The sequence below is a fragment of the Pseudomonas sp. MPB23 genome (genome assembly GCF_046605395.1).
In the GTDB taxonomy this organism is placed as follows: Bacteria; Pseudomonadota; Gammaproteobacteria; order Pseudomonadales; family Pseudomonadaceae; genus Aquipseudomonas.
Map to the genome: position 1 here is coordinate 4,389,955 of NZ_CP176771.1, position 13,015 is coordinate 4,402,969.

The window sequence follows — 13,015 nt, forward strand, 5'->3', positions numbered from 1 at the left end:
CGATGATCGATGTACGCCTGCAACTCACATACTCCGGCTTTGCACTGGATGTAGACCTGCACCTGCCCGGACGCGGGGTCAGCGCGCTGTATGGGCATTCCGGCTCCGGCAAGACCACCTGCCTGCGCTGCATTGCCGGACTGGAGCGGGCCAGTGACGGGTTTGTCCAGATCAACGATGAAGTCTGGCAAGACAGTCGCAACGGGCTGTTCGTGCCGCCGCACAAACGCGCACTGGGCTATGTGTTTCAGGAGGCGAGCCTGTTCCCGCATTTGTCGGTGCGGGCCAATCTGGAATTCGGCCTCAAGCGCATCCCACGCCCGCAGCGCCGTGTCGATATGACCCAGGCCACCGAGCTGCTGGGGATCGGCCATCTGCTCGATCGTCATCCCCAGCACCTCTCCGGCGGTGAACGCCAGCGCATCGGCATTGCCCGTGCACTGCTCACCAGCCCGAAGTTGCTGCTGATGGATGAACCGCTCGCCGCCCTCGACAGCCAGCGCAAGGGTGAAATCCTGCCGTACCTGGAGCGCCTGCACGACGAGCTGGACATTCCAGTGCTGTATGTCAGCCATGCCCAGGATGAAGTCGCGCGCCTGGCCGATCACATCGTGTTGCTCAGTGACGGCAAGGCGCTGGCCAGTGGTCCCATCGGCGAAACCCTGGTACGACTCGACCTGCCCCTGGCACGGGGTGACGATGCCGGCGTGGTGATCGACGGCACTGTCAGTGCTTACGACGCGCACTACCAACTGCTGACGCTGCAATTGCCCGACAGCGTCCTGCAAATGCGCGTGGCCCACGCCCCGCTCGCCCTGGGTAAAGCGTTGCGGGTCAAGGTCCAAGCGCGGGACGTGAGCCTCAGCCTGCAAGCGGAGGAACACAGCAGCATCCTCAACCGCCTGCCGGTGACGGTCACCCAGGTGATTGCGGCGGACAACAGCGCCCACGTGCTGGTGCGCCTGGACGCCGAGGGCACGCCATTGCTGGCACGTATCACGCGCTTTTCCCACGACCAATTGCGACTTCACCCCGGCCAGACGCTGTGGGCGCAGATCAAGGCGGTTGCCGTATTGGCGTAACAAACCTTTTGGCACGAGCGCACCAGGCTGCGGTCCATCAGACATACCGGCCTGATTTGTTGCCAAGGAACCCGCCCCATGCCCGACTCCGCGCTGCCCGCCGACCTGCCTCGCGACCTGCGTTACGTTGATGACACCCAGCCCGGCATCCGCCGCAAGAAACGGCGCGGTACATTCCAGTACTTCGATGCCCAGGGCGAGCGCATCACCGATGCCAACGAGATCACGCGCCTCAACGCTCTGGCCGTACCGCCGGCCTATACCGATGTGTGGATCTGCGCCGACCCGCGCGGCCACCTGCAAGCCACTGGCCGTGATGCCCGTGGGCGCAAGCAGTATCGCTACCACCCGCGCTGGCGCGAAGTGCGGGACACCGACAAATATTCGCGGTTGCAGGCATTCGGCAACGCACTACCCACACTGCGCAAACAACTGGAGGCGCAATTGGCCGAGCCCGGTTTCACTCGGGAGAAAGTCCTGGCCACTGTTGTGATGTTGCTCGACGCCACCTTGATCCGCGTCGGCAATACCCAATATGCCCGCGACAACAAATCCTACGGGCTGACCACCCTGCGCAACCGCCACGTAGATATCAACGGCAGCGAGATCCAGTTCCAGTTTCGCGGCAAAAGCGGCGTAGAGCACCAAGTCAGCGTCAAGGACCGGCGCCTGGCCACGGTGGTCAAGCGCTGCCTGGAATTGCCGGGGCAGGACCTGTTCCAGTACCTGGACGAAGACAGCCAGCGCCATACCGTCAGTTCCCATGACGTCAACGCCTACCTGCACAGCCTCACCGGCGCAGACTTTACCGCCAAGGATTACCGCACCTGGGCCGGCACCGCCATGGCGCTGGCGGTGCTGCGGGAGCTGGAATGGCAGCCTGAATCCGATGCGAAGCGCCACGTGGTGGCGATGGTCAAGGATGTCGCCAAGCAGTTGGGCAATACCCCGGCGGTATGCCGCAAGTGTTATATCCACCCGGCCGTGCTCGAGCATTTCAGCCTGGGCGAACTTTCCAGGTTGCCAAAGCCTCGGATGCGCAAGGGACTCAAGGCCGAGGAAGTGGCGTTGGCAATGTTTCTTGAGCAGTTGGCGGCGCAGGTGCCGAAAAAAACCCAGGGATAACCTGGCTCCACTACGTGGAAGCACATGGGCGGTACCTGAAGAGTGTCGGAGGTCATTGCGCACGGCCGCAAAGCGCCCTACCGTAGTGGCCGGATAATCTCATTGAGGAACCCGGTCCGATGCTGCCGTCACCCCGCAAGCCCTACGTCAATCCCGCACTCGCCCATCAACAACGCTGGCGTGGCCGCGTCGGCATGACCCTGGTGGCCAGTCTTTCGGTACTGGCGGGTATGACCGACGCCATCGGTTTCATGGCCAGCGGCGACTTTGTTTCGTTCATGAGTGGCAACACCACGCGCCTGGCGGTGGCGATCAGCGAGGGCGATCTGGGCCTGATGGGGCGCTTGCTGTTGCTGGTTGCCACCTTCGTCGCCGGCAACGCCCTGGGGGTGATGGTCAGTCGCTTCAGCCGCCGCCACGCGCTGCCCTTGCTGTTGTGCATTGCGACACTGCTCTGCGGTGCTACCTTGCTGCCGTTCAACGACATGTTGCCCACATTGCTGGCAGCGATCATTGCAATGGGCATGCTCAATGCCGCGGTGGAAGAGGTCAACGGTTTGCCGGTGGGCCTGACTTACGTCACCGGGGCGCTGTCACGCTTCGGGCGCGGCCTGGGACGCTGGTTGCTGGGCGAACGCCGCGATGGCTGGCGCGTGCAGTTGGTTCCGTGGATGGGGATGTTTGTGGGCGCGGTGATTGGCGCGCTGCTGCAGCAGCACATGGGCCTGAAGGCCTTGCTGGTCAGCGGGATAATGGCGGGTTTGCTGGGACTGGTATCACTGAAGATTCCCCGGCGCTGGCATTTGGGCTTCATGCCGCGATAAGGAAAAAAGACGCTCGCCCGACGTTCAGGCCTCGACATCCGTGTACTGGTAAAGAGCCATCATGTCGGGCAAGCGGATGAATCATAAGCGAATGCCCTGCGGCTGTCCCGCCGGGCAATTCCTAAAAGCACTAAGGCAAAGGATTACAGACAAGTCGCAAGGGCAGCCAAACGGCGCTTGGCGGGCATGTCGTCTTCGGCGGCGTAGTACTTGACGCTGGAGCCGGCGCCGGCGCTTTGCACATCGACGAAATACTTGCCATCGGTGGTGTAGACCGTGAAACCGCCCACGCCGATCGGCTCCTTGAAGCCGCCGGCGTCCACGCCGAACACGCTTTCGTCCTGCCATCCGAACTGGATGCACTCGGCAACCGCCAGGGTGACCTTGTCCGACGCCATGGTCTTGTAGGGGCTGCCTGCGCGCGCCTCTTTCATCTTCGCGCCTGCGCAACCGGCCAGGGCCGCCAGTACCAATGCGCCTAATACGACCTTTCGCATGCCATCGTTCCTTGGAAAAAAACGCGACTCTACCATTAGCAGGCGACACCCAAGGATTATTACGTCACCCTGTCGCCTACTTGCGAACCCGCTTCTACCTGGATACCCGATGACACCCAACGCCGAACGCTACAACCCTTCCACGGACTATGCCGACAAGCTGATCACCCGCATCGGCCAGACGCCCGCGTGGATCGCCAAACGCATTGGCGTCACCGACAAGCGCATCCGCTACATTCTCGATGGCGAACGCACCGTCAAAGGCGAAAGCACACCGATCCAGATGACCTACCCCGAGCAGTTCGCGCTGGAGTGCCTGGCGGCCGAGGCGAAAGCCCAGAAGAAACAGGCTGCGGCTGCAGAATGAATTTTGTTTCACGGTGAAGGGAAAACGCGCCGTCTATAGTGCGCGAGCTCATTTTTTAGAAGCCTCCCTTCTGCCCGCCCTCCCGCGGGCTTTTTTTCGTCTGGACTTCAGAGCCACCAGCGCAACAGATAGAACACCGCCATGCTCAGCAGCACCGTCATCAACACATTACGCGTCCAGAACATCAACGCCACCGCGCAGATCCCCGCCAGCAGGTAGGGGTTGGTCGGGCTCAGGTTGAGCTGGTGGTCGGCGAGGAAAATGATCGGTCCGCAGATCGCCGTCAGCATGCCCGGCACCGCAAACCCAAGAAATTCCCGCGCGCCGCGATTGAGGCGCACCGGCAGACGCGGCTCGATAAACAGGTAGCGGTTGAGAAACACCACCAGGCCCATGGCCACAATCATCAGGTAAATCATCGCTGCCCTACCCCCAGGCGCTTGCAGAAAAACCCGGCGCTCATGCCCAGCACACCGGACACCACCACCGCCGACTCCCAGTGCAGAAAGCTCAACCACACCGAAAACCACAACGACACAGCCACGCAGACCACCGTCGGCACATCACGTACCACGGGAGTGATCAGCGCGATAAAGGTGGCGGCGATGGAAAACTCCAGGCCCAACTGGTCAAGGCCGGGAATGCTTTTGCCCAGGACGATGCCGGCCAGGGTGAACAGGTTCCAGGCGATATAGAACGTCAGGCCCACGCCCAGGGCGTACCAGCGATTGAAGGTCTCACGGTCGTAGTGGCTGACCAGCGCGAAGAATTCGTCGGTCAACAGAAACCCCAGGCTCATGCGCCAGCGGGTCTTGAGCGGTGAAACAGTCGGGCGCAGGTGCATGCCGTAGAGCAAATGCTGGGAGGTCAGCAACAAGGTGGTCAGCACGATGGAAATCAGGCTCGCGCCGCTCTTGACCATGCCAATGGCGACCAGTTGCGCAGCGCCGGCAAACACGATGGCGGACAAGCCCTGGGCTTGCAGTGGGGTGAATTGCGCATCGATGGCCATCGAACCGGCCAACAGCCCCCAGGGCGCGCAGGCCAGGGACAGGGGAATGACGGCGATGGCGCCGCGAGCGAAGGCGTAATGAGGTACGGCAGTAGACATAAAAACGGCTCATCGACAGACAGTCGATCAGCATGCCAGCAGCCAAGGGCGCTTGTCTTGAACGATCTTGCTCAGGCCAGCCTCGCCGACACCTGCCCCACCGAATCCCGCGCTTCGCGCAGTTCATGGGCGTCCTGGTTGAGCCGGTGGATGGTATTGAGCAAGCGCTGGCGCAGCACTTCATCGCCGAGTTTTTCCACGGCACGCATCAGGTCGAACGCCGCGGTTTCGTTATTTTCCGCGACGGAATCCAGGGTCTTGCGCAGGTTGCGAGTGGCACGGGTCACACGGGTCTTCCTTCATCAGCAATGGGCAGGCACTTTAGGACATACATGTTTCATTTTAATTTCAAACACTTGTGGCGAGTTGAAGCGGATTTGATCCACATCAATTGAAACAAGGATTGACTGAAACATATGGAAATCCATATATTTGCATTTCCATATATGCATAGACCCTGACCATGTCGGACCCCATCTCTCCACCCACCCTGTTCAAATGCCTGGCCGACCCCACGCGCACGCGCATGACGTTATTGATCCGCCGTGAAGGCGAACTTTGCGTGTGTGAACTGATCCATGCCTTGGACGACAGCCAGCCGAAAATTTCCCGCCACCTCGCCCAACTGCGCAGTTGCGGGCTGCTGCTGGATCGTCGCCAAGGCCAATGGATCTACTACCGCATCAATCCGGCACTGCCCGACTGGGTAACCCAGGTGCTGGACATCACCCTGCACGCCAACCAGCCATGGTTGCACAGTGACGCCCAGCGTCTGGATGCAATGGGCGACAGACCACAACGGGCCAGCACCTGCTGCTGAGCCATCGGAGCGTTTATTCATGCTTGTCGCAATTGCGATTTTTATCTTCACCATCGTCCTGGTCATCTGGCAGCCCAAGGGCCTCGGGGTCGGTTGGAGTGCCACGATGGGCGCGATCCTCGCCCTGGCCTTTGGCGTGATCAGCCTCACCGATATTCCGGTGGTGTGGCACATCATCTGGAACGCCACCGGCACCTTTGTCGCGCTGATCATCATCAGCCTGCTGCTTGATGAAGCCGGGTTCTTTGCCTGGGCCGCGCTCCATGTGGCGCGCTGGGGACGCGGACGCGGTCGGCGGTTGTTTGCCTACATGGTGCTGCTCGGTGCGCTGGTCTCGGCGCTGTTTGCCAACGACGGCGCGGCGCTGATCCTCACGCCCATCGTGATGTCGATGCTGTTGGCCTTGCGCTTTTCCCCGACGGCAACCCTGGCGTTCGTCATGGGCGCGGGGTTCATCGCCGACACGGCGAGCCTGCCGCTGGTGGTGTCGAACCTAGTGAATATCGTCTCGGCGGATTACTTCAAGATCGGCTTCAACGAGTATGCGGCCGTGATGGTGCCGGTGAATTTTGTCAGCGTCGCAGCCACCTTGGCGGTGCTGTTGTGGTTTTTCCGCCGTGACATTCCCGCGACCTACGACCCCGCCGACCTCGCGGCCCCCGCCAGTGCGATTCACGACCGCGCCACCTTCCGCGCCGGCTGGTGGGTGCTGGGCATCCTGTTGGTCGGCTGTTTCGCCCTGGAGCCGCTGGGTATTCCCATCAGTGCCATTTCAGCAGTGTGTGCCGTGCTGTTGCTGGTGATTGCCGCCAAGGGCCACAAGATTTCCACGCGCAAAGTGCTGAAGGAAGCACCGTGGCAGATCGTGATCTTTTCCCTGGGCATGTACCTGGTGGTCTACGGGTTGCGTAACGCCGGCCTGACCGACTACCTGGCCACCTGGCTCGATACCTTCGCCAGCTATGGCGTGTGGGGCGCGGCGATGGGCACCGGTGTGCTGACGGCACTGCTGTCTTCGGCGATGAACAACCTGCCGACCGTGCTGATCGGCGCGCTGTCGATCGAGTCCAGCCATGCCGTGGGCGTGGTCAAGGACGCGATGATCTATGCCAACGTGATCGGCAGCGACCTGGGCCCGAAAATCACCCCGATCGGCAGCCTCGCCACCTTGCTGTGGCTGCATATCCTGGCGCGCAAAGGCATCACCATCACCTGGGGCTATTACTTCAAGGTCGGGATTGTGCTGACCTTGCCCGTACTGCTGATCACCCTCGCCGCTCTCGCATTGCGCCTGACCCTCTGAAGGAAACCTGCAATGAAAGTCTTGTTCATGTGTACCGCCAACAGTTGCCGCAGCATTTTGTCCGAAGCAATGTTCAACCACCTGGCGCCACCGGGGTTCCAGGCGGTCAGCTCCGGCAGTTTCCCCAAGGGCCAGGTCCTGCCCCGCAGCCTGAGCACGTTGCAGGCGGCGGGAATCAGCACCGAGGGGCTTTACAGCAAGGGCAACGAGGCCTTTGAAGGCAGCCCGCCGGATGTGGTCATCACGGTGTGCGACAAAGCCGCCGGTGAAGCCTGCCCGGTGTATTTCGGGCCGGCGACGAAGGCGCACTGGGGGCTGGAGGACCCGTCGGACGTCGAGGGCGACGAAGCCCGTGTCCAGGCCGCCTTCGATGCCACGCTGGAGACCATCGCCACCCGCTGCCGAGCCTTCTTCGCACTGCCTTTTTCCCAGCTCACCCCACTGCAACTCAAGGCTGAACTGGAGCGTATCGCGGGGCTGCAGGCTGTTCGACACACGGGCTAGCCACGTATGCTGGGCGCCTTTCCAATCGACGAGCCAACTCGATGAGCGCCTTGCAACACGCCTGGCTGGGCCATTATGAAATCAGCAGCACCACCTGCACCGGCCTGACCTTTGCCCGCCACAGCCATGACGAATGCGTGATCGGCGTGAACCTGGTGGGCGAAGAGAAGGTGTGGCTGGACCGCCGCGAATTCGCGGCCGGGCCGGGCTCCATCACCCTGTACAACCCCGGGCAGATTCAGGGCGGCGGCGCGGCGGATGGTGCGCCGTGGCAGTTCGTGAGCCTGTACGTGACCGCCGAGCAATTGGCCACCGACCTGGGGCTGGCGCATATGGAGTTCGATCGCGCGCTGTGCTTTCAACCGGTGCTCGCGCAACGCCTGGCGGCTGCGGTGCAGGGCGCGCTCAGCCGCGATGGCCTGGTACGCGGCTTGAACGAAGACGCCCTGGTCCTGTTACTCGCAGAAGTGGTCAGCCTCAGCGGCGTGCGCCTGCCCGGCAGTGCGGCCACCGGCAAAGGCCTGATCGGCCGCGCCCAGGAATTGCTCGCCGAACACCTGCAGCAAGCACTGCCGCTTGACCGGCTGGGCGACGAGCTGGGGTTGTCCAAGTTTCATCTGCTGCGCACCTTCCAGAAAGAAACCGGGCTCAGTCCTCGGCAATGGGCCATGCAATTGCGTACCCGGCGTGCCAAGGGCTTGTTGCGCAAGGGCGTGGCTGCCAGCGAGGTGGCCCATGACCTGGGGTTTGCCGACCAGAGCCACCTCAACCGGCATTTTCGCGCGGCCTACGGCATGACACCGGGGCGCTACCAAAGCGTGTTGAAACCCTGAACAGCGCAATCTGGTTCAAGACAGCCCACCTGAGCGCCCGCACACTGCCGTCCTCTTTTGAAGGAACGCAGGCATGCTGACGATCTTCTTTTACGCGCTGGTATTCGGTTTTGTGTTTTGCCTGTCACCCGGCGCGGTGCTGGCAGAAACCCTGCGCCGTGGCTTGCAGCACGGGTTCCGGCCGGCCTTGCTGGTGCAGGTCGGCTCGCTGGTGGGCGACGCGGTGTGGGCCGTGATCGGTCTGACCGGCCTCGCGTTGTTGATCCAGCACGATGCGGTGCGCATACCGCTGACGGTGGTCTGTGCGCTGTACCTGGCCTGGCTGGGCCTGCGCAGCCTGATCGACGCCTGGCACCTGCCCGAATCGGAAAGCGCACCGGCCAGCTCCAACCAGAATGCGCTGGCGGTAGGCGCGGCAATTTCGTTGGCCAACCCGAAGAACATCGTCTACTGGGGCGCGCTGGGCAGTGCGTTGTCCGGCATCGTCGGCGCCACGCCCAGCCATGGGCAAACACTGATGTTTTTTGCCGGCTTCATGCTGGCGTCGGTGCTGTCGTGCTTTTTGACGGCGGCGCTGGTCAACCTGCTGCGCCAGAACGCATCGCCGGGGTGGCAACGCATCAGTTACGGCGCGTGCGGGGCGGTATTGATTTATCTGGCCGTTCTTGCCGCGCAAGGCATATGAACTGAGACATGCACCCCGTTTCCTGAACAGATGACACGCAGGTTCTAGGCCTTGGCCTGTTGCTCCAGATGCAGTTGCAACTGCGGATCGAGTTGTAGCTGCCCCGCCAGGTCGTCCAGGTAATTGCGCTCCACATCCTGCTGATCGTCCACCAGCATCACACTGGCCAGGTAAACCTCGGCCGCCACCGCCGGGTCCCCGGCAAATTCGGCGAAATCCGCCGCATCCAGGGGCTTGGCGACTTCAGTGTCGAGCCACTGTTGCAACTGCGGGTCGTCGGTATGCCGCCCCAGTTCGGTGGAGATCATCTGCTGTTCTTTTTCATCGATGCGGCCATCGGCCTTGGCCGCGGCGATCATCGCGCGCAATACCGCATGACTGTGGGCTTCGGCTTCGGGGCCGGCGAGCTGGTCCACGGTCTGAAAGGCTTGCTGGGGTTGGGTCGCCTGCTGACTTTGCCAGGCCTGATACGCCTGGAAAGCCATCATTCCCAGAGACGCCAACGCCGCATAGTTCATCCCACCGGAACGCCCCGGCACCGAGCGTGTAGCCGCCGCACCGCCGAGCAGGCCACCCAACAACCCGCCCAGACCGCCGCCGCTCGAAGCATTGCCGGTACGGCTGCCGTTCAACAAACCGCCCAGCAGGCCGCCAAGGCCACCGCCCGAGGTGGCGCCACCGGACTGTCCGGCGCCGCGCAGCAGTTGTTCGAGTAGATCGCTGGTGTTCATGGTGTCACCCTCCCTGGGGCGCAGTGGTCGCGTTAAATAAACATAGTCCGCCGCCGCTGGAACACCATGACCGCTTGGCGGGCACAGCCTTAGAATGAGTCCCCCGCATAAGAGGCAACCCACGTGAACCGTATCGAGCAGATCGCATTGATGGCGAGCTACAACCAGTGGATGAACCGCAAGGTCTATGACGCGGCCGCCAGCCTGAGCCATGCCGCGCTGGTGGAAGACCGCCAGGCATTCTTCGGTTCTATCCTCGGCACGCTGAATCACCTGGTCCTGGGCGATACGGTCTGGCTCAAACGCTTTGCCCTGCACCCCGCCGCCGATCCCGTGCTGGCGCCACTGAACGCCATCGACACGCCCCGCGACCTCAATCAACTGGCCTTCGCCGAGCTGGAGGCACTGCACGCCCGGCGCATCTGGCTGGACGAACTGATCATCGCTTGGGCCCACAGCCTGAGGGACAGCGACCTCGACCACCGCCTGCACTACCACAACATGCGTGGCGTCGCGGCGGACAAGCCGTTTTTCAGCTTGCTCGTGCACTTTTTCAATCACCAGACCCACCACCGCGGCCAGGTCACCACGTTGTTGACCCAGGCAGGCGTGGATGTAGGAGATACGGATCTGCTGGCGCTGATCGACTAACCACGCGCTCTATTCGTTCGGGTGCCATAAACGAACGTCCCACCCTGCGCGGGGTCGTAACTTCAGGGGCCGGGATGTTTCACCGCCCGCCCTCGCCGCGCGCATTGTGGGTTTACCGATGTGCGTACCCTATAAGAAGGAGACGCTGACATGGTCATTCACTTCAAAGTCGCCGGGCATCTAGCCTGTGGTCACCACGGCACCAACCTACCGTCCAGCACCGAGCTGAACCGGGTCAAATGCCGTACCTGCCGTAACACCGAAGCCTACAAGGACGCGCGCCGTACCCAGCGCAACGCCGCACGCCGTGCCTCTCGCAACGCCAAGACCCATACCGCCGCAGATTGGCACAGCGCGTGGACGCAACGCCTGACCGCCCTAGCCGGTCTGCAGCGCTTGCCACGGGGTTTCAGCGGCCAGCCTTTCGTGTAAGCCAGACACCCAGAAGCCCCGGCAAAACCGGGGCTTCTGGGTATTCAGTCAAGCATCATTGGATACCGGCCTGTTGCGGGCCCGATAACCCGGCAACGTGGCAGCGTAGGCCAGCGCCTGTTCGCGGGAATTGAACGACGCCAGCCGGTCCCGGGGCGTACACACCCGCCATGGCCCGTAGTTGACCTGCACGATGTGATAGCCATTCAGATGCAGCTTGTTCAGCATTGGAGCGCTCATAGTCACCTCGCTTTCCTGAGATTTCCTAGCGTTGCGCGCCCTACCTTACACCCGCATCCACGGCTATGGCCGACCGTGTGTCGCAGCGTCCTGTGGGTAGTCGGGCAACCCCCAGGCCTTCAAGTCAAACGCTTCCAGGCTGAGCAAGCGATGGTCGGCGTGGCGGAATTTATCCTCACTCATCGCCGGATCAGGGATCGCCACGGCGTACATGCCCGCCGCTTTCGCCGCACTGATGCCAAACGGCGAGTCCTCGAATACCAGGCAATCGGCCGGGTTCACCCCCAGGCGCCGGGCGGCCACCAGAAAGATATCCGGTGCCGGCTTGGCCGCGCCCACCTGTGGGTCATCGGCGGTGACCACCGTGTCGAACAGCGCAAACCATTCCCGGTGCTGGCTGATTTTCAGCTCGAAATAATGCCGCGACGAACTGGTGCCCACTGCAATCGGAATGCCCTTGGCAGACAAGTGCCGCACCAGCGCCTCGGCCCCCGCCATCGCGGCAGCAAAGGGGAAGCACTCATTCATCAGCGGGGTGCGCAGTTCCAGAAACGCCTCGGGGCTGATCGGCAACTCCAGCGAACGCACGATGTAACTCGCCAGGTCATATGCCCCCAGGCCAATGGTGTTCTGCTTGAAGTGCCAGTCAAACGCGCGGCCACCGTAACGGTCGGAAATCATCTGAGTGACCTGGGTGTAGATGCCCTCCGTGTCGAGCAACAGGCCATCCATATCGAAGATCACGGCTTTGATGCGGGGTGCGCTCATGGGTCGAAATCCTCAAGTACGGCCAGCGTAATGATCGATCAGGCGGTTGAGCAGGATCGCCAGCACAATGATCACGCCCGTGATCGCCATCTGATAGAACGAGCCCAAGCCGAGCAAATTGAAGATATTGCGCAGCACCTGCAGCAGCATCACCGCCACCGCCGTGCCCACCACGCTGCCGCGCCCGCCGAACAGGCTGGTGCCACCCAGCACCACCGCAGCGATGGCATCCAGCTCCAGGCCCTGGGCGGCGGTGGGTTGCCCGACATGCAGGCGCGAGGTCATCAGCAGACCGGCAAACGCCGCCAGCCCACCGCAAATGGCGAACACTGCGATGGTCACCACGCGCACCGGCACGCCAGACAAGCGCGCGGCTTCCAGATTACCGCCGGTGGCGAGCACGTACTCGCCAAACACCGTGTAGCGCAGCACCAGCCAGGCAATGAGGGTGATCAGGATAAAGATCAGGCCCAGCACCGGGAATACAATGCCGGCGCTCGGCAGGATGTCGATCATCGACGAGCCGAAGCCGGTAAAGCTCGCCGGCAAGCCACCCATCGGTGCGCCATCGGAGGCCAGAAAGGTCGCGCCGCGCAACGACACCAGGCCGGCCAGGGTGATGATGAAACTCGGCACCTTGCCGAACACCGTCAGGCTGCCCATCAAGGTGCCGATCGCCAGGCCCACCAGCAACGTCGCCGGCACCGCCAGCCAGCCGCTGACCTGCTGCTGCAACAGCACCGCCACCAGGATGCCGCCGAAAGCGCACAGGCTGCCGACGGACAAATCGATATTCGCCGTCAGGATGACGAAGGTCATGCCGATGGCCACGATTCCGACGATTGCCCCCTGCTGGAACAGGTTGGCGATGTTACCGAACGTCAGGAAGTCATCGGACAGGAATGTCGCCACGACTACGGCGAACAGAAAGATAAACACGAAGTTGTAGCGCATCACCCATTCCAGCACGGCGATGCGGCGGCTGGGCGCAAGGGCCACGGGGTTGTCGAACACGGGAGTCGGATTGCTGGCAATAGTCATG

The 13,015-nt window shown here is 62.3% G+C and carries 19 protein-coding genes and 1 pseudogene; 11 read left to right on the top strand and 9 right to left on the bottom strand.

Going from position 1 to position 13,015, the window contains the following annotated elements:
* Nucleotides 1-2 precede the first annotated feature (2 nt).
* The 3 genes from modC to ACLH0J_RS19760 all read left to right on the top strand — a co-directional run bounded on the left by modC (nt 3) and on the right by ACLH0J_RS19760 (nt 3,031).
* Complete coding sequence (modC, locus tag ACLH0J_RS19750) at nt 3-1,082, top strand: molybdenum ABC transporter ATP-binding protein (protein ID WP_411388630.1); 1,080 nt, start codon at nt 3-5, stop codon at nt 1,080-1,082.
* 78 nt (nt 1,083-1,160) lie between these two features.
* Nucleotides 1,161-2,207 carry a DNA topoisomerase IB gene (locus ACLH0J_RS19755; RefSeq protein ID WP_411388631.1) on the top strand — a complete coding sequence of 349 codons (1,047 nt, stop codon included), beginning with the start codon at nt 1,161-1,163 and terminating at the stop codon, nt 2,205-2,207.
* A 119-nt stretch (nt 2,208-2,326) separates the two neighbouring features.
* The gene (locus tag ACLH0J_RS19760; protein WP_411388632.1) at nt 2,327-3,031 is read left to right on the top strand and encodes a YoaK family protein; all 705 of its coding nucleotides are present in this window, start codon (nt 2,327-2,329) and stop codon (nt 3,029-3,031) included.
* A gap of 143 nt (nt 3,032-3,174) precedes the next feature.
* On the opposite strand, the gene ACLH0J_RS19765 is transcribed toward ACLH0J_RS19760, so the two are convergent.
* Entirely contained in the window at nt 3,175-3,528 is a 354-nt protein-coding gene (locus ACLH0J_RS19765; RefSeq protein ID WP_411388633.1) for a hypothetical protein, read from the bottom strand.
* Between the two features lie 109 nt (nt 3,529-3,637).
* On the opposite strand from ACLH0J_RS19765, the gene ACLH0J_RS19770 reads away from it, so the two are divergent.
* Nucleotides 3,638-3,895 carry a hypothetical protein gene (locus tag ACLH0J_RS19770; RefSeq protein ID WP_411388634.1) on the top strand — a complete coding sequence of 86 codons (258 nt, stop codon included), beginning with the start codon at nt 3,638-3,640 and terminating at the stop codon, nt 3,893-3,895.
* A gap of 107 nt (nt 3,896-4,002) precedes the next feature.
* On the opposite strand, the gene ACLH0J_RS19775 is transcribed toward ACLH0J_RS19770, so the two are convergent.
* The 4 genes and pseudogenes from ACLH0J_RS19775 to ACLH0J_RS19790 form a co-directional block, all read right to left on the bottom strand.
* Nucleotides 4,003-4,314 (bottom strand): AzlD domain-containing protein, encoded by a 312-nt coding sequence (locus ACLH0J_RS19775; protein WP_411388635.1) that lies wholly within the window; start codon nt 4,312-4,314, stop codon nt 4,003-4,005.
* Nucleotides 4,311-5,006 (bottom strand): AzlC family ABC transporter permease, encoded by a 696-nt coding sequence (locus ACLH0J_RS19780; protein ID WP_411388636.1) that lies wholly within the window; start codon nt 5,004-5,006, stop codon nt 4,311-4,313. The genes ACLH0J_RS19775 and ACLH0J_RS19780 overlap by 4 nt, the downstream gene beginning before the upstream one ends.
* A gap of 71 nt (nt 5,007-5,077) precedes the next feature.
* Nucleotides 5,078-5,293: a hypothetical protein gene (locus ACLH0J_RS19785; protein WP_411388637.1), complete on the bottom strand. Its 216-nt coding sequence runs from the start codon at nt 5,291-5,293 to the stop codon at nt 5,078-5,080.
* 50 nt (nt 5,294-5,343) lie between these two features.
* Nucleotides 5,344-5,475: pseudogene (locus ACLH0J_RS19790) on the bottom strand (hypothetical protein); the annotation flags it as partial.
* Between ACLH0J_RS19790 and ACLH0J_RS19795 the strand changes: the two are divergent.
* The 5 genes from ACLH0J_RS19795 (at nt 5,470) to ACLH0J_RS19815 (ending at nt 9,151) form a co-directional block, all read left to right on the top strand.
* Nucleotides 5,470-5,826, top strand: a complete 357-nt coding sequence (locus ACLH0J_RS19795) for a metalloregulator ArsR/SmtB family transcription factor (RefSeq protein WP_411388638.1) — start codon at nt 5,470-5,472, stop codon at nt 5,824-5,826. The pseudogene ACLH0J_RS19790 and the gene ACLH0J_RS19795 sit on opposite strands and share 6 nt — an antisense overlap.
* A gap of 19 nt (nt 5,827-5,845) precedes the next feature.
* Complete coding sequence (locus tag ACLH0J_RS19800) at nt 5,846-7,129, top strand: arsenic transporter (RefSeq protein WP_411388639.1); 1,284 nt, start codon at nt 5,846-5,848, stop codon at nt 7,127-7,129.
* A gap of 12 nt (nt 7,130-7,141) precedes the next feature.
* Complete coding sequence (locus ACLH0J_RS19805) at nt 7,142-7,633, top strand: arsenate reductase ArsC (RefSeq protein ID WP_411388640.1); 492 nt, start codon at nt 7,142-7,144, stop codon at nt 7,631-7,633.
* 41 nt (nt 7,634-7,674) lie between these two features.
* On the top strand, nt 7,675-8,466 hold the full coding sequence (locus tag ACLH0J_RS19810; protein ID WP_411388641.1) for an AraC family transcriptional regulator: 792 nt from the start codon (nt 7,675-7,677) through the stop codon (nt 8,464-8,466).
* A 73-nt stretch (nt 8,467-8,539) separates the two neighbouring features.
* Nucleotides 8,540-9,151, top strand: a complete 612-nt coding sequence (locus tag ACLH0J_RS19815; protein WP_411388642.1) for a LysE family transporter — start codon at nt 8,540-8,542, stop codon at nt 9,149-9,151.
* 44 nt (nt 9,152-9,195) lie between these two features.
* On the opposite strand, the gene ACLH0J_RS19820 is transcribed toward ACLH0J_RS19815, so the two are convergent.
* Nucleotides 9,196-9,882 (bottom strand): tellurite resistance TerB family protein, encoded by a 687-nt coding sequence (locus ACLH0J_RS19820; RefSeq protein WP_411388643.1) that lies wholly within the window; start codon nt 9,880-9,882, stop codon nt 9,196-9,198.
* A 123-nt stretch (nt 9,883-10,005) separates the two neighbouring features.
* On the opposite strand from ACLH0J_RS19820, the gene ACLH0J_RS19825 reads away from it, so the two are divergent.
* Complete coding sequence (locus ACLH0J_RS19825) at nt 10,006-10,533, top strand: DinB family protein (RefSeq protein ID WP_411388644.1); 528 nt, start codon at nt 10,006-10,008, stop codon at nt 10,531-10,533.
* Between the two features lie 150 nt (nt 10,534-10,683).
* Nucleotides 10,684-10,965 carry a hypothetical protein gene (locus ACLH0J_RS19830; RefSeq protein WP_411388645.1) on the top strand — a complete coding sequence of 94 codons (282 nt, stop codon included), beginning with the start codon at nt 10,684-10,686 and terminating at the stop codon, nt 10,963-10,965.
* A gap of 48 nt (nt 10,966-11,013) precedes the next feature.
* Here the strand turns inward: ACLH0J_RS19830 and ACLH0J_RS19835 are convergent, their stop codons facing one another.
* From ACLH0J_RS19835 to ACLH0J_RS19845, 3 genes are all read right to left on the bottom strand, one after another.
* A complete protein-coding gene (locus ACLH0J_RS19835; RefSeq protein ID WP_411388646.1) occupies nt 11,014-11,205 on the bottom strand; it encodes a DUF2188 domain-containing protein in 192 nt (63 codons plus the stop codon).
* A 63-nt stretch (nt 11,206-11,268) separates the two neighbouring features.
* Nucleotides 11,269-11,973 (bottom strand): HAD-IA family hydrolase, encoded by a 705-nt coding sequence (locus ACLH0J_RS19840; RefSeq protein ID WP_411388647.1) that lies wholly within the window; start codon nt 11,971-11,973, stop codon nt 11,269-11,271.
* Nucleotides 11,974-11,985: 12 nt separating this feature from the next.
* Nucleotides 11,986-13,014, bottom strand: coding sequence for an ABC transporter permease (locus ACLH0J_RS19845; protein ID WP_411388648.1), 1,029 nt, complete (start codon nt 13,012-13,014; stop codon nt 11,986-11,988).
* Nucleotide 13,015: the final 1 nt, after the last annotated feature.